Annotated in this window: 20 protein-coding genes and 1 pseudogene; 16 read left to right on the top strand and 5 right to left on the bottom strand. The window is 40.4% G+C overall.

From position 1 onward, the window contains the following. Positions 1-6: 6 nt before the first annotated feature. The 8 genes and pseudogenes from H7T99_RS03715 to H7T99_RS03685 all read left to right on the top strand — a co-directional run bounded on the left by H7T99_RS03715 (position 7) and on the right by H7T99_RS03685 (position 6,406). Positions 7-1,764, top strand: a complete 1,758-nt coding sequence (locus H7T99_RS03715) for an ABC transporter ATP-binding protein (protein WP_037602514.1) — start codon at positions 7-9, stop codon at positions 1,762-1,764. Further along, positions 1,757-3,502, top strand: coding sequence for an ABC transporter ATP-binding protein (locus tag H7T99_RS03710; protein ID WP_022495886.1), 1,746 nt, complete (start codon positions 1,757-1,759; stop codon positions 3,500-3,502). Before H7T99_RS03715 ends, H7T99_RS03710 begins: the two co-directional genes overlap by 8 nt. Before the next feature lie 159 nt (positions 3,503-3,661). Beyond that, positions 3,662-3,841, top strand: coding sequence for a Blp family class II bacteriocin (locus H7T99_RS03705; protein WP_002891738.1), 180 nt, complete (start codon positions 3,662-3,664; stop codon positions 3,839-3,841). Positions 3,842-3,856: 15 nt separating this feature from the next. Next, positions 3,857-4,024 (top strand): hypothetical protein, encoded by a 168-nt coding sequence (locus tag H7T99_RS03700; protein ID WP_002891737.1) that lies wholly within the window; start codon positions 3,857-3,859, stop codon positions 4,022-4,024. 141 nt (positions 4,025-4,165) lie between these two features. Next, entirely contained in the window at positions 4,166-4,255 is a 90-nt protein-coding gene (locus tag H7T99_RS03695) for a ComC/BlpC family leader-containing pheromone/bacteriocin (protein WP_022495887.1), read from the top strand. Positions 4,256-4,442: 187 nt separating this feature from the next. Continuing rightward, a complete protein-coding gene (locus tag H7T99_RS03690) occupies positions 4,443-4,610 on the top strand; it encodes a hypothetical protein (RefSeq protein ID WP_022495889.1) in 168 nt (55 codons plus the stop codon). Positions 4,611-4,939: 329 nt separating this feature from the next. Further along, positions 4,940-5,340: pseudogene (locus H7T99_RS10655) on the top strand (hypothetical protein). A gap of 769 nt (positions 5,341-6,109) precedes the next feature. Then, entirely contained in the window at positions 6,110-6,406 is a 297-nt protein-coding gene (locus H7T99_RS03685; protein WP_021152512.1) for a bacteriocin immunity protein, read from the top strand. 196 nt (positions 6,407-6,602) lie between these two features. Here the strand turns inward: H7T99_RS03685 and H7T99_RS03680 are convergent, their stop codons facing one another. Then, positions 6,603-8,870, bottom strand: coding sequence for a Xaa-Pro dipeptidyl-peptidase (locus H7T99_RS03680; protein WP_037602507.1), 2,268 nt, complete (start codon positions 8,868-8,870; stop codon positions 6,603-6,605). Between the two features lie 120 nt (positions 8,871-8,990). Between H7T99_RS03680 and gla the strand changes: the two genes are divergently transcribed. Beyond that, entirely contained in the window at positions 8,991-9,857 is an 867-nt protein-coding gene (gene gla, locus H7T99_RS03675; protein ID WP_037602504.1) for an aquaglyceroporin Gla, read from the top strand. An 89-nt stretch (positions 9,858-9,946) separates the two neighbouring features. Here gla and H7T99_RS03670 read toward each other — a convergent pair whose 3' ends face one another. After that, complete coding sequence (locus H7T99_RS03670; protein ID WP_080702584.1) at positions 9,947-10,618, bottom strand: CPBP family intramembrane glutamic endopeptidase; 672 nt, start codon at positions 10,616-10,618, stop codon at positions 9,947-9,949. A gap of 173 nt (positions 10,619-10,791) precedes the next feature. On the opposite strand from H7T99_RS03670, the gene H7T99_RS03665 reads away from it, so the two are divergent. The 4 genes from H7T99_RS03665 to H7T99_RS03650 all read left to right on the top strand — a co-directional run bounded on the left by H7T99_RS03665 (position 10,792) and on the right by H7T99_RS03650 (position 13,848). Further along, positions 10,792-11,547, top strand: a complete 756-nt coding sequence (locus tag H7T99_RS03665; protein WP_022495893.1) for a CppA family protein — start codon at positions 10,792-10,794, stop codon at positions 11,545-11,547. Beyond that, positions 11,547-12,491 (top strand): serine hydrolase domain-containing protein, encoded by a 945-nt coding sequence (locus H7T99_RS03660; protein ID WP_037602501.1) that lies wholly within the window; start codon positions 11,547-11,549, stop codon positions 12,489-12,491. Before H7T99_RS03665 ends, H7T99_RS03660 begins: the two co-directional genes overlap by 1 nt. Before the next feature lie 94 nt (positions 12,492-12,585). Then, on the top strand, positions 12,586-13,098 hold the full coding sequence (locus tag H7T99_RS03655) for a hypothetical protein (RefSeq protein ID WP_126405088.1): 513 nt from the start codon (positions 12,586-12,588) through the stop codon (positions 13,096-13,098). A gap of 87 nt (positions 13,099-13,185) precedes the next feature. Then, the gene (locus H7T99_RS03650) at positions 13,186-13,848 is read left to right on the top strand and encodes a hypothetical protein (RefSeq protein ID WP_037602500.1); all 663 of its coding nucleotides are present in this window, start codon (positions 13,186-13,188) and stop codon (positions 13,846-13,848) included. A 16-nt stretch (positions 13,849-13,864) separates the two neighbouring features. Here H7T99_RS03650 and H7T99_RS03645 read toward each other — a convergent pair whose 3' ends face one another. From H7T99_RS03645 to pflB, 3 genes are all read right to left on the bottom strand, one after another. Next, on the bottom strand, positions 13,865-14,317 hold the full coding sequence (locus tag H7T99_RS03645) for a GNAT family N-acetyltransferase (RefSeq protein WP_037602498.1): 453 nt from the start codon (positions 14,315-14,317) through the stop codon (positions 13,865-13,867). A gap of 85 nt (positions 14,318-14,402) precedes the next feature. Then, on the bottom strand, positions 14,403-15,185 hold the full coding sequence (locus H7T99_RS03640; protein WP_037602496.1) for a carbonic anhydrase: 783 nt from the start codon (positions 15,183-15,185) through the stop codon (positions 14,403-14,405). A gap of 262 nt (positions 15,186-15,447) precedes the next feature. After that, positions 15,448-17,760: a formate C-acetyltransferase gene (gene pflB, locus H7T99_RS03635; RefSeq protein ID WP_002891716.1), complete on the bottom strand. Its 2,313-nt coding sequence runs from the start codon at positions 17,758-17,760 to the stop codon at positions 15,448-15,450. Positions 17,761-18,027: 267 nt separating this feature from the next. On the opposite strand from pflB, the gene dinB reads away from it, so the two are divergent. The 3 genes from dinB (at position 18,028) to H7T99_RS03620 (ending at position 21,174) form a co-directional block, all read left to right on the top strand. Then, complete coding sequence (dinB, locus tag H7T99_RS03630) at positions 18,028-19,137, top strand: DNA polymerase IV (protein WP_014634976.1); 1,110 nt, start codon at positions 18,028-18,030, stop codon at positions 19,135-19,137. Between the two features lie 100 nt (positions 19,138-19,237). Further along, complete coding sequence (locus H7T99_RS03625) at positions 19,238-20,128, top strand: hypothetical protein (protein ID WP_037602494.1); 891 nt, start codon at positions 19,238-19,240, stop codon at positions 20,126-20,128. Between the two features lie 215 nt (positions 20,129-20,343). Further along, a complete protein-coding gene (locus tag H7T99_RS03620; RefSeq protein WP_022495901.1) occupies positions 20,344-21,174 on the top strand; it encodes a transporter substrate-binding domain-containing protein in 831 nt (276 codons plus the stop codon). Positions 21,175-21,334: the final 160 nt, after the last annotated feature.

Genomic DNA, 21,334 nt, shown 5'->3' with positions numbered 1-21,334 from the left:
AGTAACTTGTCTTTTAAAGAATCAATCATTGCAAAACTTTGGTGGTTTTTCAAGTTAGAAAAACGCCGGTATATTGTTGGGATTTTGGCACTGAGTCTGGTTTCGGTTCTCAATCTGATTCCTCCTATGGTTATGGGGCGGGTCATTGATGCTATCACATCGGGAAAATTGACCAATCAGATCTTGCTTTTGAATCTCGTTTATTTGCTTTTGGCAGCTTTGGGGATGTACTATTTGCGCTATGTTTGGCGCATGTATATCTTAGCGACCTCTTATCGCTTGGGTCAGATTATGAGGTCACGCCTTTTTGAGCATTTTACCAAGATGTCGCCTTCTTTTTATCAAAAGTACCGAACAGGGGACCTCATGGCTCATGCAACTAATGATATCAACTCCTTAACCCGCTTGGCTGGTGGGGGTGTCATGTCAGCCGTAGATGCGTCTATCACAGCCTTGGTAACCTTAATCACCATGTTCTTCAGCATTTCCTGGCAGATGACCCTGTTGGCTGTCTTACCCCTACCCTTCATGGCTTTTGCGACTAGTCGTTTGGGACGCAAGACCCATAAAGCTTTTGGTGAATCCCAGGCAGCCTTTTCAGAACTTAATAATAAGGTTCAGGAGTCGGTATCAGGGATCAAGGTAACCAAGTCTTTTGGCTATCAGGAGGCTGAGCTTCAGTCCTTCCAAGAGACCAATAAGATGACTTTTAAAAAGAATATGCATACCATGAAGTATGACAGCCTTTTTGATCCTTTGGTCTTGCTCTTTGTTGGCTCATCTTATGTTTTAACCCTTCTTGTCGGGGCCTTTATGATTCAGACTAATCAGATAACGGTCGGAAATTTAGTAACCTTCATTACCTATTTGGATATGTTGGTTTGGCCTTTGATGGCCATTGGCTTTCTCTTTAATATCACACAGAGGGGAAATGTATCCTACCAACGTATTGAAAATCTTCTGGAGCAGGAATCAGATGTTCAAGATCCTGCTCATCCTCTCCCAAGCATTGAAAATGGTCGTTTAGAATATGCGATTGACCGCTTTGCTTTTGAGGATGAGGATACTTTGAGAGATATTCATTTCACCTTGGACAAGGGCCAAACCCTTGGTTTGGTTGGGCAGACTGGTTCAGGAAAGACGGCTCTTGTCAAGTTGCTCTTGCGGGAGCACGATGTCAATCAAGGAGCCATCTATTTAAATGGACATGATATCCGAGACTATCGCCTATCAGACTTGCGTAGCTTGATGGGCTATGTTCCTCAAGACCAGTTTCTCTTTGCCAGTTCAATTTTAGACAATGTCCGCTTTGGTAATCCTGAACTCGCCTTTGAAAAGGTGGAAGAAGCGACTAAGTTGGCTCAAGTTTATGAGGATATCAAGGCTATGCCTGAAGGCTTTGAAACAATCATTGGTGAAAAGGGTGTCAGCCTATCAGGTGGTCAAAAACAACGTCTGGCCATGAGTCGTGCCATGATTTTGGATCCAGATATTTTGATTTTGGACGACTCCTTATCTGCGGTTGATGCCAAGACAGAACATGCCATTTTTGATAATCTCAAGCATACCCGCAAGGACAAGACGACGATCATTACCGCCCATCGTCTTAGTGCGGTAGTGCACGCTGACCTCATCTTAGTCATGCAAAATGGTCGTATCATTGAACGGGGCCGTCATGAGGACTTACTAGCTCAGGGTGGTTGGTATGCCAAGACCTATGAGTCTCAACAGTTAGAAATGGAAGGAGGAGAAGTTGATGCCTAATCAAAACCAATGGTCTGTGTTTAAGCGTCTCTTGACTTATCTCAAGCCTTACAAATTCTTGACCTTTCTAGCTTTGGCCTTCCTCTTGTCCACTACGGTTATCAAGAGTATCATTCCCCTTGTGGCCTCTTATTTTATCGACCACTATCTGCATGATATGAATCAGGCGGCAAGCTTGATTCTGATTGGTTACTATGGTCTTTATCTCTTACAGACGCTAGTCCAGTATTTGGGAAATCTCTTTTTTGCGCGTGTGTCCTACAGTATTGTCAGGGATATTCGCCGAGATGCCTTTGCCAATATGGAGAAACTAGGTATGTCTTACTTTGACAAAACTCCAGCAGGCTCTATCGTTTCCCGCTTGACCAATGATACAGAGACTATTAGCGAGATGTTCTCAGGGATTCTGTCTAGCTTTATTTCGGCTATCTTTATCTTTGTTACCACCCTTTACACCATGATGATCTTGGACATTCGTCTGACCGGGCTTATTGTGCTCTTTCTTCCTCTGATTGTTCTTTTGGTTAATCTCTACCGCAAAAAATCAGTGGTCATCATTGAAAAGACCAGAGCCTTGCTTTCAGATATAAATGCCAAACTGTCAGAGAGTATCGAAGGGATTCGCATCATTCAGGCCTTTAACCAAGAGAAACGTCTCAAAAAAGAGTTTGATGCCATTAATGAGGAACACCTGATTTACGCCAGCCGTTCCATGTCACTGGATTCTCTCTTTCTACGCCCAGCCATGAGCTTACTGAAGCTCCTGGGCTATGCTGTTCTCATGGCTTATTTTGGCTATCGTGGCATCTATCTGGGTATCACAGCAGGTACCATGTATGCCTTTATCCAGTACATTAACCGCCTCTTTGATCCTTTGATTGAAGTGACACAAAACTTCTCAACCTTGCAAACCTCGATGGTCTCAGCAGGTCGGGTCTTCGCTTTGATTGACGAGCGCACCTATGAGCCTGAGCAGAGAGACACAGATGCCAAGGTTACTGAGGGGAATATTCGCTTTGAAAATGTCTCTTTCTCCTATGATGGTAAACACCAGATTTTAGATAACATATCCTTCTCTGTCAATAAAGGTGAGACCATCGCCTTTGTCGGTTCTACAGGTTCCGGAAAATCCTCTATTATCAATGTATTCATGCGTTTTTATGAGTTCCAATCAGGACGAGTTCTTCTTGACGGTGTAGATATTCGCGATTATAGTCAGGCAGAGCTGCGTAAGAACATTGGTCTTGTCCTTCAGGAACCCTTTCTCTATCATGGTACAATCAAATCCAATATTGCAATGTATCAGGATTTAACTGATGAAGAGATCAAAGCCGCTGCTGAGTTTGTGGATGCCAACCACTTTATCGACAAACTTCCAGAAGGTTATGATGCTCCAGTTTCCGAACGAGGTTCAAGTTTTTCAACCGGTCAACGTCAGCTTCTAGCCTTTGCTAGGACCGTTGCTAGCCAGCCTAAAATCTTGATTTTGGATGAAGCGACAGCCAATATCGATTCGGAGACAGAGGCTATTGTTCAAAACTCTCTAGCAAAAATGCGTCAAGGACGTACAACCATTGCCATTGCCCACCGCCTATCGACTATCCAAGATGCCAACTGCATCTATGTCTTAGACAAGGGCCGCATCATCGAACACGGTAGCCACGAGGAACTCCTAGCCCTCGGTGGCACCTATCATAAGATGTACAGCCTACAAGCAGGCGCTATGGAAGGAGCGTAAGCTAATCTAGACCATAGATTCTATATTCGAAAAGATTTCTTAAAAATCAAAATCGAGTGGTGACATACATGTCACTACTTTTTTGTTGGCTTGCAACCTATAATAAAACCATAGCTTGAGAGAAAAAGCTAAAAAATAATATTTTAGGAGGTTGTTAGAATGACAACACAAACAATGAACAATTTTGAAACACTCGATCTCGAGGCACTTGCAAACGTTGAAGGTGGTGGATGGGTTAAGTGTTATGCCGGCACAATCGGATCTGCTCTAGTAGGATCAGCAGGAGGCCCAGTAGGTTACTGGGGAGGAGCTTTAGTTGGTTATGCCACATTCTGCTAATATTTAGGTGATTCTATGCTTAAAGATAAAAAAATGTATTTACTAGCCATTTTCCTTTTAGGATTTGGCATTGCTAACCTTTTCAGAAATTTAGATTTTGTTCATCATATCATTAATTTGGTAGGGTTGGCATTAATCACTTATAGTCTGATTTTTAGCAAATGGGAGCGACTCAAAAAATAGAAGTATTCGAAATGTAGAGTTCCTAAAAATCAAAAACGAGTAGTGACATTTATGTCACTACTTTTTTGTCGGCCTACAACCTATAATAAAATTCATAGCTTGAGAGAAAAAAGCTAAAAAATAGTTTAGGAGGTTGTTGCTATGACAAGGCAAACAAATAACAATTTTGAACTCCTTGACCTTGAGGCACTTGCAAACGTTGAAGGTGGTGATGGATTATGTTTGATTTGAAAAGTTATATTTTAGGGATGGTTTTCATGGCTGTGATGAGTTTTTTGGATAAGCCTATTATGTCATTGCTTGAAAAACACAAAGCTACCAATTCCGCTAAAAAGAAATCCTAATTGAGATACCTTGTCAATTGCTAGTCTGTGAATAGCTTTGCACAGAACGCTAAAAACACTTTAAGGAGAAAAGTATGTTTAAAAACTCAAAACCGTATTTACTGGCTACCATTCTCATCGGAATGGGCCTCGCTAATCTATTTAGAAGTTTGGATGCAGTCCACCATACCATTAACTTGTTGGGGCTAACCTTGCTTCTTTATAGTCTCCTTTTTAAAAAATGGTCACAGTTTAAAAAGTAACCTTTTGCCCCTTTGAACGTGAGGTGCTTGCAAATGCTTATTTTTGATGTTCCCGAAGTAAAATTATTCTTGCTAATGATAGCGGAGATTGTATTATATTTGATTGCATATTTTTGTAATAGAAAAAATAAAGATATGTATATTCGCTTATTTAAAATATCAGTGCTAATGACGCTATTGTATTACATCTCCAGTAGAATTTAATCGCTAAGGGATTACTTGAGATCTTACAGCAGTATAAAAAAATACAGAAAGGAATAGAGTTAAATGTAATAGCTTATTCGGTTTACAAGACTGACTGAGGTTATTCATAGCTTAAGTGTTTTATCATGAAGTTAAAGAGTATTAGTTCGAGAGTATTGCGATTTTTAGGACCATCACTGCTGTATTGGCAGTCTTTCTTATAAGTACCAGTATTTCTCTCTACAAAAGTAAGACTTCGCCAGAGATTTGGTTATCAGTCGGAGCACTAGCTTTAGTAGTCATTTTTGTAAATGGACTGCTCTACCGTTTGCTTAAGAAGCGTCCCGATTCAGTAAATCCGTTAACAATATGGCAGTCCTTCATTGTCTTTCTGGTCATCTCATTTCTAGTGCTTTGTGTAGAGTTTTACACATTACTAACATTCAGTGATACCACAGACCGCATAGTACTAGTCGTATTAATGCTTTTGTTAATTCTCTGTGATTTTCTAGCTTACTTGCAAGTCAAAAAATATTTTAAAAGATAGAAAATATAGTAACCATTTGTGACATTATTCAATTTACGTTGCATAAAGTGCATAAAAACGCTATAATAAGAAAGTGATTAATGAAAAATGTGAAAATTAGAGTAGGATTTCTATGGCTTGACGGATATTCTTCTATCGTATAGACAAAACTTGCAAGGTCTGGGTCTTCAAAATATGTCATGAAAGGAGGATTACTATTGGAACAATCTGTTTTTTCTAGAAAATACATAATATTTATCCTACAAGTTATCTTGGCTGTCTGTATTCAATGTGTGATAACATTTTTCTGGCATCAAGAAAGAACATTTTTATTTTATACCTTGTCACTTTATGTTTCTTTATCGTTCTCTGATGATCTTAGTCAGCTGATTTTTAGAAATGAGAAGTGATGTATTTGTTTTAAGCAGCATGGAAAGTGACAGATTCGTGTCTTTAGCCATGCTAGATTCAGAATAATAGCCAATCATTCTTTAGATAACGCCCTAGTAGTTTATGTAAATGACTCAAGTAGAAAAGGAATTACCATGGTGATATTACAAAAAATTAGTTCTGCTGTGTTACGTTCGTTACGTGTCGTATCAGCAATCCTAGGAGTAGTCATTGGGAATATAGATTTAAATGCTCTATCTATTCAGCATCCAATCTGGATTTGGCTACCATTTAGGACATATAGCCACTTTTTGGGACGCTAGCTCTGATAGAAAGACTTGAATGCTATACTAAAGATGTGATTGAAAAATTAGTTGAAAGAAATAAGGAGGTTTTCTTAATGACAGGACTTAAATGGTTTGCAGGAGGCAAAGAGAGACGAGAACAAGCAGTAGCTATCATCGATGAAGTAATTGAAACTATTGGAGATAAGCCAGATTATGCTGATTTGAAGCAGGTCCTGCACTCCTACCGAACGGAACTTGCAGACTCTCGTTCAGCCACTCCCTATATCTTAAGCAGGATGTCACTGGAAATATCCGAAGTGGTCAGAAAAGACCAGCTAACCTTGTCTCCCTTTATCGAGGAGCGAATGGCAGAGTTGCGAAAATTGCTAGCGATTCGTTATGGCTATTGATGTCATTAGGGAGGATTTCTCGGTTTTAAGGTTGAGTTGTCCATTGAGAATTTGTGTTATTCCACTGTCTTGGCTATATCATTTGTTTAAATGATATTAAAATAAATCGTAACAATTGAAGCCTAAATCTTGCTTATTTACACACAAAAAAAGTTCCCATAGGAGTCATCATCCTATGGGAATTTTGTGATAAAGACTAATAAGGCAATGTCATCTGACTTTGGCTTAGGTCCACAGTTAATTCGTAGTCACTATTGTCACGAATGGTGTGTTCAAAGTCTGTGGTATAGAGAACGAGTCGGAGTTTGTCGCCCTTGTTGAGTTTGTAGATGGTTGGTTGTAAGTCCAAACCGATAGTCATCCATTCATTTGGCGTAACATCTTCAATGGTAAGAAGGTCTTTACGATTTTGCAGGTTAAGGTGTCCTTTGGTAATGACACGGTATTTGGCCTGCTTGAATGGCAGTTCACGTAAGGCTTCTTCCTTGAAGAGACGTCCGTTATCTAAACTCATGCGTTTTAATTCAGGTATTGGAGCTAGGTATTTTTTATCTCCCATTTCCAGAACCTGGGCCGAGATAAGACTACGGTTTGTGCTAGACTTAACCTTGAGCTCTAGGTGGACACGGCCATTAATCTGGATGTCTTGGTCCAGTTCAAAGTCCAAGGTAATGGCGTTGGCTTTGTCTGCAAAGAGGTCATCCTTGAAGCTTTGGTAAGCTTTACCGTATTTGGCAAAGGTTTCCTCTTCATAATGGTTAGCGATACTAGCTTCAGTCTCACCAAGCTGAATGTTTTTACCATTGTCGTGTCCAAAGTTATCGAGAACTTCCCAGGTCTGTTCAGACTGGTTGTTTTGCCAGATAACAGTAGGTAGTGTGTAGCCATTCTCCAAACCAAGGAGTTTCTGACAAATCAAGGCGTTCATGCTTTCTCGGAAGTCAATAGACTGCCAAGCATTCATGTAAACGTGTGCACCATTGTGGAAGAAGAGGTGTTTTTCAAGAGAGTCTGGAAGAGCATTGAACATTTGATAGACGTTAATCGGTTTGACATTCCAATCCTGGCTACCGTGTGTAAAGACTACAGTAGCTTTGACACGGTCTGCGAATTGCACATAGTTGCGGTCATGCCAGAACTGGCTATAGTCTCCGTGCGTACGATCAATGGCTTTGCTTAGCTCTTTGAGGTAGGTCTCATAGTCCTTTTGGTGGCGTAGGTATTCTCCAGCTAATAGGGCACGAGAATAGGTAAATTCAGTCAAGGTATCGAGATCTTCACCAGGGTAGCCTCCAGGACTAACGAGGAGTCCATTTTCACGATAGTAGTCGTACCAAGAAGAAATACCTGCTTCAGCGATTACCATCTCCAAACCGTCGACGCCAGTTGTGGCTAGGGCGTTGGACATGGTACCCAAGTATGATAGTCCAGTAGTAGTCACCTTACCAGAAGCCCAATCAGCAGTGATTGTATGCTGTCTGCTACGGCTAGTAAAGGCGCGTGCACGACCATTGAGCCAGTCGATGACAGCTTTATAGGCCAGAACCTGTTGATAGTCTCCAGAGGTCATGAAACCTTCTGAGTTGAAGGTACCAACACCGGATACATAGATAGAGGCCACACCACGAGCTAACATGTAATCGTTAAGTGTGTAGGTATCTGTGTGAGCAAAACGCTCCTGAGCCTTTGTGACAGGATTGATAGGCGTAAGGTCTGCCTCTGGTACCTTGATTTCAGGTTGTCTAAGAGAGATTTCACCTGCTGGTTTGACGAGCAAGTCTCCCTCCATCTTGTGGGTGAGCTTATCTGAAGCAGGCTCATTAGTCCCTTGTTGATAAGGACTTGCGGTCATCATGGCTGGAACTGGGAAGTCCACATTAGGACGTAAGATAGTCACCTTGACCAAGTCTAACTGCCCGTCTTTATCAGTATCTACAGGTGTTTCGACATAAACCACTTCACGGTGAAGCTGATTAGTGTCAAATGTCGCTAAGCTCTTACCATTAAAGAAGACGTAGTCATTACTTACAGGGATTAAATCCTGAGCTACTAACTGATCAATTAAGGTATTGCCAGACTGTGTGCGTGTCGCCAACAATCGATGAAGGTTGTTAAGACTGCCATCAAAAGTGATTGGAAAGGCCATTTTCTCTAGGAAAGCAGCACTGTCTGTAAAGTCCACATTAGGGACAAATCCTAGCAGTTGAAGGGCTACCAAACCAAAGACTTCAGCAGTCAAAGGACGGTCTGATTGGAAAAAGGTCAGGAGGTCAGTCTCTGTATCGGCAATCCAATTTTTCAAAGCTAAGTCGGTGTCTTCAAAGAAGAGGAAGGACTTGCGAACAAAGGCCTCAAAATTGGCTTTGGCACTAGCATCTAGAGAGACTTCAAATCCTAAAGAACGAAGTTCCTGACAAGCTATTTCAGGACTAACTGGGATGTAACTAAACTGATTAAATTTCATATTCAAAAACCTCAAAAATAATACGTAAACATTTCAGAAATATCTTTACATCAGACATTATACTTGATAAAATGATAGATGTCTAAATTATTGTAAAATCGAAAGGAAATAAAGAGACAAATGAATGATTTTCTAAAAGAAGCGTTCACCAGTGAATGGGTTTTGAAATACCTCACTGAGTTTATCGCGACTGCTTTTCTTGTAGCACTTGGTAATGGTGCTGTTGCCAACGTTGAGCTTAAGGGAACAAAAGGTAACAAATCTGGTTGGATTGTAATCGCCTTTGGTTATGGTTTTGGTGTTATGATGCCAGCCCTTATGTTTGGTGATGTTTCTGGTAACCACATCAACCCTGCCTTCACACTTGGACTTGCTGCATCTGGCTTGTTCTCATGGGTAGGTGTTCCTGGATACCTTATTGCACAACTTCTTGGTGCCTTTGTAGGTCAAGCTATCGTGGTTTGGGTTCACCAACCTTACTATGTACAAACTGAGAACCCTAACAATATTCTTGGTACCTTCTCAACGATCTCAGCAGTTGACGATCATGATGATACTCCAGAAAATCGTAATCGTGCATGGGCTAACGGTTTTGCCAATGAGTTTGCGGGTTCATTCCTTCTCTTCTTTGGTGCCCTTGCCTTGACTAACAACTACTTTGGTCACAAATTGGTCTCACAAGCAGTCCAATATGGGTATGATAAAGAAGCTGTAACAGGCCAAATGGCGAATGGATCTCTTGCTGTAGCTCACATCGGTGTTGGTTTCTTGGTTTGTGCCTTGGTTCTATCATTTGGTGGACCTACAGGACCAGCCCTTAACCCAGCCCGTGATTTGATGCCACGTCTTCTTCACCACATCTTGCCAACATCAGTTCTTGGTGAGCACAAAGGTGATTCTAAATGGTGGTATGCTTGGGTTCCAGTTGTAGCTCCAATCCTTGCAGGAATTTTGGCTGTATACTTGTTCAAAGCCCTCTACCTTTAATCAATACAAAAAATCTGAGGTTCAAGCTTCAGATTTTTTTTACGCTAAAAATTTTGAAAGTAGCAAAAAAACTGAGAAAGTTTTCTCAGTTACACAGGAGTAGTTATGACTAGGATTGTAGCACCTAAGGTGAAAAGATTCCATAGGACATGAAGTGAGATAGCCGCTGATAGATTTTCTCTTTTTTGGTAAATCATAGAGAGAGCCAAGCCCATTCCAATATAAAGGAGGAGGTGGGCAAGGTTGGTAGGCATATGGAATAGGCAAAAGAGACCGGTACTCACTAAAACAGCAACTGTCGAATAAGGAGCCAGCCAAGAGAAAATCCACTTGCGAAAGAGTAGCTCTTGTAAGAAGGCTGTGGTCATCATGCCAATGGCTACTGGTAGGATAGGCGTTGTCGTAAGAGTTCTTTGAAGTTCTACATGGTAGTTGGTGTGAGTCAGTAGCATAAGATTGCTCCCAATAACCCCCATCAGAAAAATAAGCACAAAGCCCCAGATAATAGCTTTAGTATCCTTTCGGTCTAGTCTAAAGTGAGTAAGCAAACCTTCATTTTTAGCCCAAAGATAGGTAATATAAAAAATAATGAGATTGACAGCGATAATTCCCCAGCTTTCAAGGCTAGTGAAGGTCAACCCAGTCTGATTGTTATAGGACGTTGTCATACCTAAAGCCAGGTTTGGGATAGCTATCATCAGCAGTAAAAAGAATCCCTGATAGGTATGTCTAAACGCCAAATGATTGACGAGAGTTTTCATAGTCTCTATTATACTCTAAAATGAGGAAATAGCTAGTCCTAAGGTAAATATAATATAATGATTTTCATAATTTATGTGAAAGAATGTGAAAAAATTACAATCCTGTTTTTTCTTAGGAAAATCCTTGTCACACAGGCTCTTTTCGGATAAAATAGAAAAGAATGGAGGTTGTCATGACGCAATCAGGGAATTTTAAGTTTCACACACCAATCTTTCGTGTGAATAACAGACAAGAAAATATTGATTTTTACCAAAATACATTAGGATTTAAGCTTTTGACTGAGGAAAATGCCCTTGCGGTCTTCACAGATTGGACAGACCGTAACTCACTTTTTGTGATTGAGGAGTCACCAGCTTACCGTTGTCGTGCAGTTGAAGGTCCTAAGAAAATTAATAAAGTGGTTATCAAGGTTTCAGATCCACTTGAGATTGAGTACCTTTTGGCGCGTGATGATCACCAAGCCAAGGCTATTTTCCAAGGGGAAAAAGGGTATGCTTTTGAAACAATCTCACCTGAGAATGGTCTTATTTTGATGCATGCCGAAGATGACTTGTCTACTCTTAAGACAGTTGAATACGCAGATGTTGAAGAAAAAGAAGATTTCAAAGGAGTGTCAGACTTTACGGTCGAGTCTTTGACCTTGAACGTTGTTGATACAGCTCAAGCAGCTTTCTTTTACGACAATCTTTTTGGCGAAGAATTGCCTTTGTCTATCCACTTTGAGAAAGCAGAAGGTCCTGACCTCCAAGTGAGTCCAGACCAGACTTGGGATTTGGAAATTCTAGAATTTAAGGTAGCTGAAGACTACGACTTGGTTGCCTTGCATGAGAAACTTGAAAAGGAACAGTTCTCAAGTTATCTAGATACTAAAGAAAGCCTACTTGCACTGACTGATATGAGTAATATTGAGGTTTGGCTAACAAAATAATGACTAATTTTAAACAAACATTGTCAACAATTACAGACTACATCAAGGCTGACATCTTCCCGGGTGCCAGCCTTGCACTTTATGACGGACAAGATTGGCAGGAGCATTATCTAGGAACTCAGGATGGAAATATTCCGGTAGTTCCAGGAGTGACCTATGATCTAGCTAGTGTTTCCAAGGTGGTGGGAGTTGGGACTCTTTGTATCTTCTACTTACAGTCAGGAAAATTGGATTTGGATGAGAAGTTGTCCACCTATTACCCTGAAGTGGTAGACAAGACGCTAACCCTTCGTCAGCTTCTTTCTCACAGTAGCGGCATTGATCCTTTTATTCCAAACCGTGATGAGTTAGACCAAGCTGGCTTGATTGCTGCTATAAATGCCATCAAAGTTAAGTCTGATAAACATTTCTTGTATACCGATATTAACTTTATTCTCCTGGGATTGATGCTTGAGAAATTATCTGGACAAAGACTGGACAGGCTCTTTGACAGCGAAATTTTTCAACCTTTTGGTATGTCTGAAACACAGTTTGGTCCAGTTGAGGTTGCTGTTCCAACTATTGAGGGAATTCCGGGAGGAACTGTTCACGATCCCAAGGCTCGAGTGCTCAAAGAGCATACAGGTTCAGCAGGTCTCTTTTCAACCCTAAAGGACTTGGAAATCTTTATTGACCATTATTTGAGGAATGATTTTGCTAAAAATCTGACGCAGAATATCAGCCAATCCAATAAGGAACGTAGTGTCGCTTGGGACCTCCAAGGCGATTGGATTCTTCATACTGGTTATACAGGTACCTTTGTGCTTATCAATATCCCAGCTCAACGTGCAGCTATTTTCCTCAGTAATCGTACTTACTACAAGGATGAGAGAGCTCAATGGATTAAGGATAGAGACGCTTTGATTGAAATCATGAAGGAGGAGTTGGTACATTCTGACAAATAAAAATAGAAGAGGGGCATCTTTTAATCCTCTAGAAGGTGAGATTAGTGTCGGGGCGACACAATTGTTTATCTTTTTGAAGATATGTTTGATAGTCTTGTCTTATGTTACATTTGTATGGTTGGAGCATCTATTTGGTGTTGGTCAGGTCGGGCAAGAGGTGAATATTCCAAAAGTTATTGCTGTTGTACTTTTGGTTGTGACATTTTATAGGATGGGGAATGGTATCATATTTAAACTTTTTCATTTCTGTGGTTACCATGCCCGCCCCTTTGGAGAAGAGGATTACCGAGGTAGAATGTCATATATAGTATTTTTTGAAAAAACGACAAATGCCTACAAAATACTATATGATAAGCGCTCTCTTAGACATCAATTTCTTTATTTCCTAGCGACTCTTGGTAGACTCTATCTCTTAATCATCTTAGTTATTCTAATCGGTTATAGCTTCACCTTAGGAAAAGTTGGCTATATAATCTTCTTGCTCTTATGTGGTGTTTTGATTTTTTCTGTAAGATGGCTCATACATCTGAAAAGTCACTTTGTCCGTTATTTTAACTTAAAAGTTATCTCAGAGGAGTATTTTTACCCTATTTTTCTAAAGAAATAAAGACTAAAGTGATGCTTATGCGAAGGGCTCACCAAGTTAATCAAAAATTACCATGTTTTGATTGGAATCATGAAGAAGGAGTTCATAATGCAACGGTCGCTTAAGCCACCTAAACAAAGTAGATTTGTCCCTCGGTTTCTGAGTCTGCTCTTTTGCATGCTTAACGGGAGTAGTCTCTTTGTCTGTGGTATGTGTTTTACAGTGGTGATCATTTTTTTGACGACGGATAGAGATGTAGTCTCTTTTGTAGTTTTGGTATTTATTAGCTTGTTATCTAACCTTATTATTTCTTTTTATATTTTGATAAGAGAGCTACTATACAAACTGATTCATTGCCTTGGGTATCGTGCCCAACCCGATTTAAGAGTCCTTCGTATGAGAAGAGGGTTTGACATTCATTTTCCTGTCTTTGAAAAGTATGGTCAAGACTATAAGTTGCTCTACAAGAGGCGTTCCAAGAAGCTTCAAATAGAGTATTTGCTTATATGTTTAGGGTACTTTTGTGGACTCACTCATATTGTGATTGGTTACGCCTTTATACTCAGGAAAATTCTGGAGTCCTTAAAATTGACATTTACCGACTTTGCTAGATATCCTGCTTTTTTAGTTTATATGGTAACGATAATCGTTATCATTATGGGAAATCGTAGCTGGAAAAAAATCACAGAGAGATTAAAAGCTAGAAAAAATGTGACAGTTCTAGCTGTCGAGCATGGTTATCCTATATTTGCGACAAAAGAAGAAGCTTAAGCAGTAGGTCAACTGCTTAAGCTTTTTTGCTTATTAAGGATTTTTCAACAGTAATGTGTTGGATACCAGCTTCTTCAAAGATGTTACCGACTTCTTGATAGCCATTATTGAGGTAGAACTTAAGTGCACCGAGTTGAGCATGGAGAGAAATAGTCTGGAAGCCTTGTTCTTGTGCAAAATCTTCAACTTCTTTTAGGAGAATGCTCCCCAGACCTTGACCTTGGTAGTCAACAAGCACCGCCATACGTTGAAGGGTAACCTGAGTCAAGTCTTTATTCGGTAGTAGGCGTACGGTTGCTGCAGCCTTGCCTTTGTCATCATATAGAACAAAGTGGATGCAGTAGGCTTCATTCGCACCAATCTCGATGGAGCGAGGAACGCCTTGACCCTTTACAAAAACAGTGTTTCGGATGGCTACGGCATCGAGGTAAGTTTCTGAGAGTGTGTCTCTTGTATGTTTGATAATCATAGGGCAAGTGTAACAAAGTCTATAGTTAGTTGTCAATGAAAAAAAGCTCGATGCGAGGAGGTATCATCAAGCTTTTGATCTTGTTTTATTCTTTAATTTTTCGACCGTTTGTATCTTGGATAGGGCGGTTATTTTCAAATCCAAGGGTTTGGGTGAATTTTTCCACTTGTTCTTTGCTAACGGTTTCTTGATTCTTGAAGACAATCCAGTTAACACCCTCAGTACATGGAGGTGTTGTCAAGGAACCTTCGAAGTTGTAGTAGTCCTTGTCTTCAGGATAGAAATCGTCTAGTGATATAGCCTGAGGAAGCTCGGTTTCTGTATTGGCCGCCTGAGGCATTTTATCCCAGATTTGTTTTAAGGCTTGATTTTCATCGCCATAATTATAGAGAACTGAGATAACTGTGATTTTTCCATTATCTGTCTTATAGACGAAGTGCCCCTCTAGAGGATAAGTCTGACCATCAATTTCATTCTCACTAGGTGCGTGAAAATGAAACTGCTGTAATTTATAGATATCATCACCAATCGTTAGGGTATTCTTTGGATTTTTAAAGCTGACTTCAATCGTATGCCCGTTATTTTCAACTTGAGCTTCTGATTCTTGATTATTAAGGTTTAGTTCTGGAAGATCAACGTCCTCAGCTCCGGTGATATTGATCGGAGATTGTTCTTTACCATTTTTGCTGAGTTCATAATCTTTAGAAAGGTCATCCCAATGGTCTGGACCAGTAGCACCAGTATAACCCCATTGAACGTCCTTGGACTTTGAGGATTCGTTTTTTGTATCAGACTGGCAGGCTACGAGTAGGACAGTGCTTGCTACGAGAGAGACTAATCCAATTATCTTAAAACTTTTCTTATTCATTTGTCCTCCTTATACTCTTTAATCTTATAACAATGATAGTCTACGTGTTATTAGAAACCATCCGTTTAACAGTCATTGAGTATCGTTTCTCTAAGGTGCTTCTGAGAAGGAAGCGTTTGGAGATACCAAACGGAAACGCTCTAATTTTATAGCTAATCTGATGAAAAGTCAAATGTAAATGATAGCAGATTTAGAAAAATATAATGAAAACTAGTTTTTGGCAAAAATAAAAGAACCCGCTATTGCGAGCTCTTTAGTTATTTTATCCCAAAGCGTCGTCCATTGAAAGAACTTCGTGGAAGACACGTTGTGTCAATTCAGTTTTTTGTTCTGGAGTGAGGTATTTAGTGTTTACACAGTATCCAGAGATACGTACGATAACATCTTCACCGCTCATAATCTTTTCGTAAACGTCTGACAAGTCCATAACGTTCAAGTTAACGTGTTGTCCACCGTTTTCGAAGTATCCGTCAAGGATAGTTACGAGGTTGTCAACTTGTTCGTCGTGAGTCTTACCAAGGGCACGAGGCGATACTTGAGTAGTAAGTGAGATACCGTCAGCTGCATAACCGAAGTCAAGGCTTGCAAGTGAGTTCAAGTTTTGCAACCATCCACCTTTAGCTTTGTTAGATGGGTTAGCACCTGGTGAGAAGAATTCCAATTTAGACAAGTTCACTGAACCATCTTCGTTGAGGTATACCCCTTTGTGAACTGGAGAGTTACCAGTTTGTTTAGAGTAAGCAACGTTAGAAGTGATTGTAAGAAGTGAAACTGTAGCTTCTGCATCTTTGTAGAGTTTGTGGCTACGAAGACGAGTAGTGTAAGCTTCAATCAACCATTCTGCCAATTCGTTTGAACGTGGGTCATCTTCACCCCAACGTGGGTATTCACCGATTGTTTCGTAGTCGTAGATGTAGCCATCTTCGTCACGGATTGGTTTAACTGTAGCGTATTTGATTGCTGACAATGTATCAACAGTATTTGCGAAACCACAGATACCGAATCCCATGTTAGCACGTTGTTTAGTTGGCAAGAAGGCCATTTGAACAGCTTCATAGTTGTACTTATCAGTCATGTAGTGGATGATGTTAAGGGCATCTACGTAAGTGTCAGTCAACCAGTCAAGAGATTTTTCGAAGTTAGCTTTAACAGTGTCAAAGTCAAGAACTTCATCACGGATTGGATCGATATCAAATACTTTGTAGTCTTTATGAACATCGTCGTAACCACCGTTCAAACCAGTAAGAAGGGCTTTAAGTACGTTAACACGAGCACCGAAGTATTGGATGTTGTGACGTTGTTCTTCGTTTTCTGGGTCAAGTGGTGATACACAACATGAGATACAGCTCATTTCACCGTATCCGTCTTTAGCCATAGTAGTTACACCTTCGTATTGGATAGAAGAGTGTTTGTGGCTCATGTGCATACAGTAGCGACGGAATGAGTAAGGCAATTTGTCAGTCCAAAGAACTGTCAAGTTTGGTTCTGGAGAGTTACCGATGTTATCAAGAGTGTTCAAGAAACGGTAGTCCATCTTAGTAACACGGTGACGTCCGTCAGCACCCATACCAGCCATAGAAGTTGTGATGAATGTTGGGTCACCTGAGTACAATTGGTCGTAAGCTTTTGTACGAGCAAACTTAACTGTACGAAGTTTCATAACGAAATCATCAACGAATTCTTGGATTTCTGATTCAGTGTAAGTACCACGAGCAAGGTCACGTTCTGCGTATACGTCAAGGACGATTGGCACACGACCAAGTGAAGTAGCGGCACCGTTGATTACACGACATACTGCCATGAAAGCAATGTTTGTCCATTGGATAGCTTCTTTAGTATCGAAGGCTGGACGACGAACATCTACACCATAAAGGTCACCAAGGCGAACAACGTCTTGAAGTGCTTGGTATTGAAGGTTAACTTCTTCACGAAGACGGATAGTTTCTTCGTCGATTTCTTTGATAGCATTCCAGTCGTTAACTTTTTCTTGCATCAAGTAGTCAGCACCGTAGAGGGCAAGACGAGCGTAAACCCCGATGATACGTCCACGTGAGTAAGCATCTGGAAGACCAGTAACTGTGTGAGCGTGACGTGCACGACGGATGTTTGAAGTGTAAGCACGGAAGATACCATCGTTAACTGTAGTCACGTATTTTGTGAAAATTTCGTGTACAGCTGGGTCTGGTTCATAACCGTGTTCTTTCAAAGCAGTTTCCGCCATACGGATACCACCTTTAGGCATGAAGTTCAATTTAAAGAGCTCATCATTTTGGATACCATAGATAAGTTCATCTTCTTTTGAAATGTATCCTGCGTCAATGTCAGCGATTGAAGTTGGACGAGTATCCATTGGGAAGCGTCCTTCAGCTTCATAGCCTGCTTTAGTTTCATCTACGATTTTTTTAATTTTTAGAGAGCGTTCAGTTGGTCCTGCAAGGAAGCTTTCGTCACCATCATAAGGTGTGTAGTTTGCTTGAACGAAACGTGAAACGCTAGCTTTTTCTTTCCAGTCAGTTCCTTTAAAGCCTTCCCACGCTTTTTCAAAAACATCTGTGTTGGTTTTAACCGTTGCCATAGTTTGAATCTCCTATAATTCTAGTAACAAAATTATCTGTTACATTCTCTAGAAGTATTCTATCACACAGTAACCGCTTACACAACTTTAAAACTGTGTTTTTAGAGACATTCTTTTATAATACAGTTTTGAAAACGACAAATCTGTATTATAAATTTCTGTTTTTTGGTAGATTTTGGTATCATAAGGGGAGAATGCTTTGTAGTCCCAAAGTTTTATGTGAAAAGCTTTACAATGAGATAAATCTGAGAAAGGAGGCAGGGAGCCATGTTAGAGTTTCCTCTAATAAATGATACCAGTCGGAAAATCATCCATATTGACATGGACGCCTTTTTTGCTCAGGTCGAGATGAGGGATGACCCCAGTCTTAAGGACAAACCGGTTATTATCGGTCACGACCCTAGAAAAACAGGGGGACGTGGTGTGGTATCAACCTGTAATTACGAGGCTAGAAAATATGGTGTCCATTCAGCCATGTCTTCTAAGGAAGCCTATGAACGTTGTCCTAATGCTGTCTTTATCTCAGGAAATTATAGTCATTACCGAGAGGTAGGGATGCAGATTCGTGAGATTTTTAAACGCTATACCGACTTGGTAGAGCCTATGTCTATCGACGAAGCCTATCTTGATGTGACGATAAATAAACTTGGTATCAAATCGGCGGTTAAGGTAGCTAAACTTATCCAGTATGATATCTGGCAGGAACTTCATCTGACTTGTTCAGCAGGCGTTTCCTACAATAAATTTATCGCCAAACTAGCTTCTGATTTTCAAAAGCCTGCTGGTTTGACGGTGGTGCTTCCAGAGGAGGCTCAGGAATTTTTGGAAAAGCTCCCTATTGAAAAGTTTCATGGGGTAGGTAAAAAGTCAGTTGAACGTCTTCATGATATGGAAATATACACCGGTGCCGATCTTCTGAAGATTCCTGAGATGACGCTGATTGATCGTTTTGGACGTTTTGGATTTGATCTCTTTCGAAAGGCCAGAGGGATTTCCAATAGTCCTGTCAGGCCCAATCGCGTCCGTAAATCTATCGGAAGTGAGCGAACCTACGGCAAGCTTCTTTATAATGAAGATGACATCAAGGCTGAGTTGACTAAGAATGCTAGGCGGGTAGCTGAAAGTGCTCAGAAAAATAAAAAAGTTGGTCGAATTATTGTCATCAAGGTCCGTTATTCGGATTTCTCGACCTTAACCAAGCGTATGACCTTGGACAAATCGACTCAGGATTTCGACACCATCGAAAGAATTGCCCATACCATTTTTGATCAATTGGAGGAAAATAGCAGCGGTGTTCGCCTGCTCGGTGTGACGCTGACGGGTCTGGAAGATCAAGAAGGCAGGCAATTGGACCTAGATGATTTAGAGTCATTATAATAGTAGAGTTTTGATTTTTTCTTTTGGAAAGTGACCTTGAAGAATCATCAGACCTATGCTATCTTAAATAGTAACTAAAAGAAATGAGGGAATAATCTTAATGAAAAAAGTTCTTACCTATTTAGGACTGATTCTGGCAGCTTGCTTGGTTCTCGTAGCTTGTGCTTCCAATAAGCCAGCTGAGAAGAAAAAAGCGACACCAACTCCGACAGAACGTGCCAAGGCTGATGCGACAGTTTTAATTGATACTATGCTTGGAAAATCTAGTAACGGTTTTTCAAAACTCTACGGTGAAAATTACGAAGCCTGGACTGAAACGAAAGTCTTTGAAAAACAAGTTGCAGATACTATCGAAGAAAAGGGGTATACACCGGAAGACAAGTATACGTTTAAATACATTGAAGGTTATGATGCTAAGACACCAACCCAAGTGCTTTCTAAGTTCCTCAAGGTCCGTCGTAATATGATTGGTAAGATTCAGGACTATAAGCTGAAAGATGTCAAAGTTAAAGGAAATGAAGCGACAGTTACCTTTACTTCACGCTCTGTTAGTGCCTATGGTGCTGCAGCTGCTGTTCGTACTCTCCTTATGAGTCTCTATGATAACGACATTGACAAGTTGAAACAGTGGAATCAAGCTGATAACAACGATGTAGAAAAAGGTAAAGCCAAAGATCTCACAACGAAATTCCTTTATGGTGAAAACTTTAACGGCGATTTGACACAATTTAAGGATATTGATAAAGAAATGGCCTATACACCTTTGACAGGTGCTGATGATCTAGAAAAGACCTTCAAGCTAACCAAAGATGATGGGGGTAACTGGACTATTTCTGTAGAAGATTATAAAGAGCTTGCCGAAGCCTTGGTTGACCATGATGAATCAGGAAGCAGAGCTGTTTACGCTGAACGCATCCATAAGAATTTATCAGATTATCAACCTGAAGACAGTAGCGATTCAAGCAGTAAGTCATCAAGTAAGGATAAGTAGAGTTTTATTGCATTTGATGTTAAACATGTACGGAAAGCTTTTTTGGACGAGAAGAGTTGTCACACCAGTGGCAGCTCTTTTCTTATTGTTCGTTGTATCCATTCCCCCTATAACCATTTTCTATCACCACTTAGGTTTTTATTATTAGACGAGTTTGGAGGAAGATGGTAAACTGTTATCACTAACTATTAATGAAAGTATCGAGGATTATAGATATGAAAAAATGGCTTGCAGGTTTAGGGATTCTTGGCTTGTCGGTTTTGACTTTGGCTGCTTGTGGGAACAAGAGTGACAGTAAGGCATCTGGTGAAAAGCAGACGATTACTGTTGCGACAGACTCTGATACGGCGCCTTTCACTTTCAAAAAAGGCGACGACTTCAAGGGTTATGATATTGATTTGGTCAAGGCTATTTTCAAGGATTCGGACAAGTATGAGGTCAAGTTTGTGACGACACCTTTTGATTCCATCTTGACAGGGGTGGATTCTGGACGTTATCAGATTGCGGCTAACGACTTCAACTACAATGAAGAACGTGCGCAGAAATATGGTTTCTCAGATCCGATTTCACGTTCTAACTATGCCATCACTAGTGCTGAGGGTACCAAGTATACTAGCCTAGATGATTTGTCTGGTAAGACGACAGAGGTGCTTCCTGGCTCTAACTATGCTCAGTTGCTTGAAAATTGGAACCATGCCAATGCGGACAAGACACCAATTACTATCAACTATGCTTCTAGCTCAACGGGTCTTTCAACACGTATTCAACATATTCAAGAAGGAAAAATTGATTTTATCCTTTACGATGCCATTTCGTCTGAGTACATTGTCAAAGATCAAGGCTATAAGCTAGCTGTAAACAAGATTAAAGACGATATTGGTATGAAGACTGATGGTCTTGAATATCTTCTATTCTCAAATGATAAGCAAGGTAAGGAACTCAAGGCCTTTGTTAATAAGCGTATCAAAGAGCTTAAGAAGGATGGAACCCTTGCCAAACTCAGCAAGGAATACTTCGGTGGCGATTACGTCAGTGATTTGAAATAAGACTGTTAAAAGTTGAGACTGCTGTCTCAGCTTTGAATTGAACACAAAGCTTTCTTTTGAGGCTTTCCTGAGGTGATGACGGACGTCAGCGACCTTCGTCGAAGCTCCATGACTAAGTTTTGAGCCTAAGGTCTCAAAACTTCCGAACACCTGAAACTTT

Source organism: Streptococcus sp. 17.1 (assembly GCF_016648655.1).
Classification (GTDB): domain Bacteria; phylum Bacillota; class Bacilli; order Lactobacillales; family Streptococcaceae; genus Streptococcus; species Streptococcus salivarius_E.
Note: the sequence above shows the minus strand (reverse complement) of the source record. Positions and strands in the feature narration are given on the sequence as shown.

What these genes read in the sequence shown, in the direction of transcription:
- H7T99_RS03710 (WP_022495886.1), top strand. Translation starts at nt 1,757, where the DNA reads ATGCCTAATCAAAACCAATGGTCTGTGTTTAAGCGTCTCTTGACTTAT.
- H7T99_RS03705 (WP_002891738.1), top strand. Translation starts at nt 3,662, where the DNA reads ATGACAACACAAACAATGAACAATTTTGAAACACTCGATCTCGAGGCA.
- H7T99_RS03700 (WP_002891737.1), top strand. Translation starts at nt 3,857, where the DNA reads ATGCTTAAAGATAAAAAAATGTATTTACTAGCCATTTTCCTTTTAGGA.
- H7T99_RS03695 (WP_022495887.1), top strand. Translation starts at nt 4,166, where the DNA reads ATGACAAGGCAAACAAATAACAATTTTGAACTCCTTGACCTTGAGGCA.
- H7T99_RS03690 (WP_022495889.1), top strand. Translation starts at nt 4,443, where the DNA reads ATGTTTAAAAACTCAAAACCGTATTTACTGGCTACCATTCTCATCGGA.
- H7T99_RS03685 (WP_021152512.1), top strand. Translation starts at nt 6,110, where the DNA reads ATGACAGGACTTAAATGGTTTGCAGGAGGCAAAGAGAGACGAGAACAA.
- H7T99_RS03680 (WP_037602507.1), bottom strand. Translation starts at nt 8,870, where the DNA reads ATGAAATTTAATCAGTTTAGTTACATCCCAGTTAGTCCTGAAATAGCT.
- gla (WP_037602504.1), top strand. Translation starts at nt 8,991, where the DNA reads ATGAATGATTTTCTAAAAGAAGCGTTCACCAGTGAATGGGTTTTGAAA.
- H7T99_RS03670 (WP_080702584.1), bottom strand. Translation starts at nt 10,618, where the DNA reads ATGAAAACTCTCGTCAATCATTTGGCGTTTAGACATACCTATCAGGGA.
- H7T99_RS03665 (WP_022495893.1), top strand. Translation starts at nt 10,792, where the DNA reads ATGACGCAATCAGGGAATTTTAAGTTTCACACACCAATCTTTCGTGTG.
- H7T99_RS03660 (WP_037602501.1), top strand. Translation starts at nt 11,547, where the DNA reads ATGACTAATTTTAAACAAACATTGTCAACAATTACAGACTACATCAAG.
- H7T99_RS03650 (WP_037602500.1), top strand. Translation starts at nt 13,186, where the DNA reads ATGCAACGGTCGCTTAAGCCACCTAAACAAAGTAGATTTGTCCCTCGG.
- H7T99_RS03645 (WP_037602498.1), bottom strand. Translation starts at nt 14,317, where the DNA reads ATGATTATCAAACATACAAGAGACACACTCTCAGAAACTTACCTCGAT.
- H7T99_RS03640 (WP_037602496.1), bottom strand. Translation starts at nt 15,185, where the DNA reads ATGAATAAGAAAAGTTTTAAGATAATTGGATTAGTCTCTCTCGTAGCA.
- pflB (WP_002891716.1), bottom strand. Translation starts at nt 17,760, where the DNA reads ATGGCAACGGTTAAAACCAACACAGATGTTTTTGAAAAAGCGTGGGAA.
- dinB (WP_014634976.1), top strand. Translation starts at nt 18,028, where the DNA reads ATGTTAGAGTTTCCTCTAATAAATGATACCAGTCGGAAAATCATCCAT.
- H7T99_RS03625 (WP_037602494.1), top strand. Translation starts at nt 19,238, where the DNA reads ATGAAAAAAGTTCTTACCTATTTAGGACTGATTCTGGCAGCTTGCTTG.
- H7T99_RS03620 (WP_022495901.1), top strand. Translation starts at nt 20,344, where the DNA reads ATGAAAAAATGGCTTGCAGGTTTAGGGATTCTTGGCTTGTCGGTTTTG.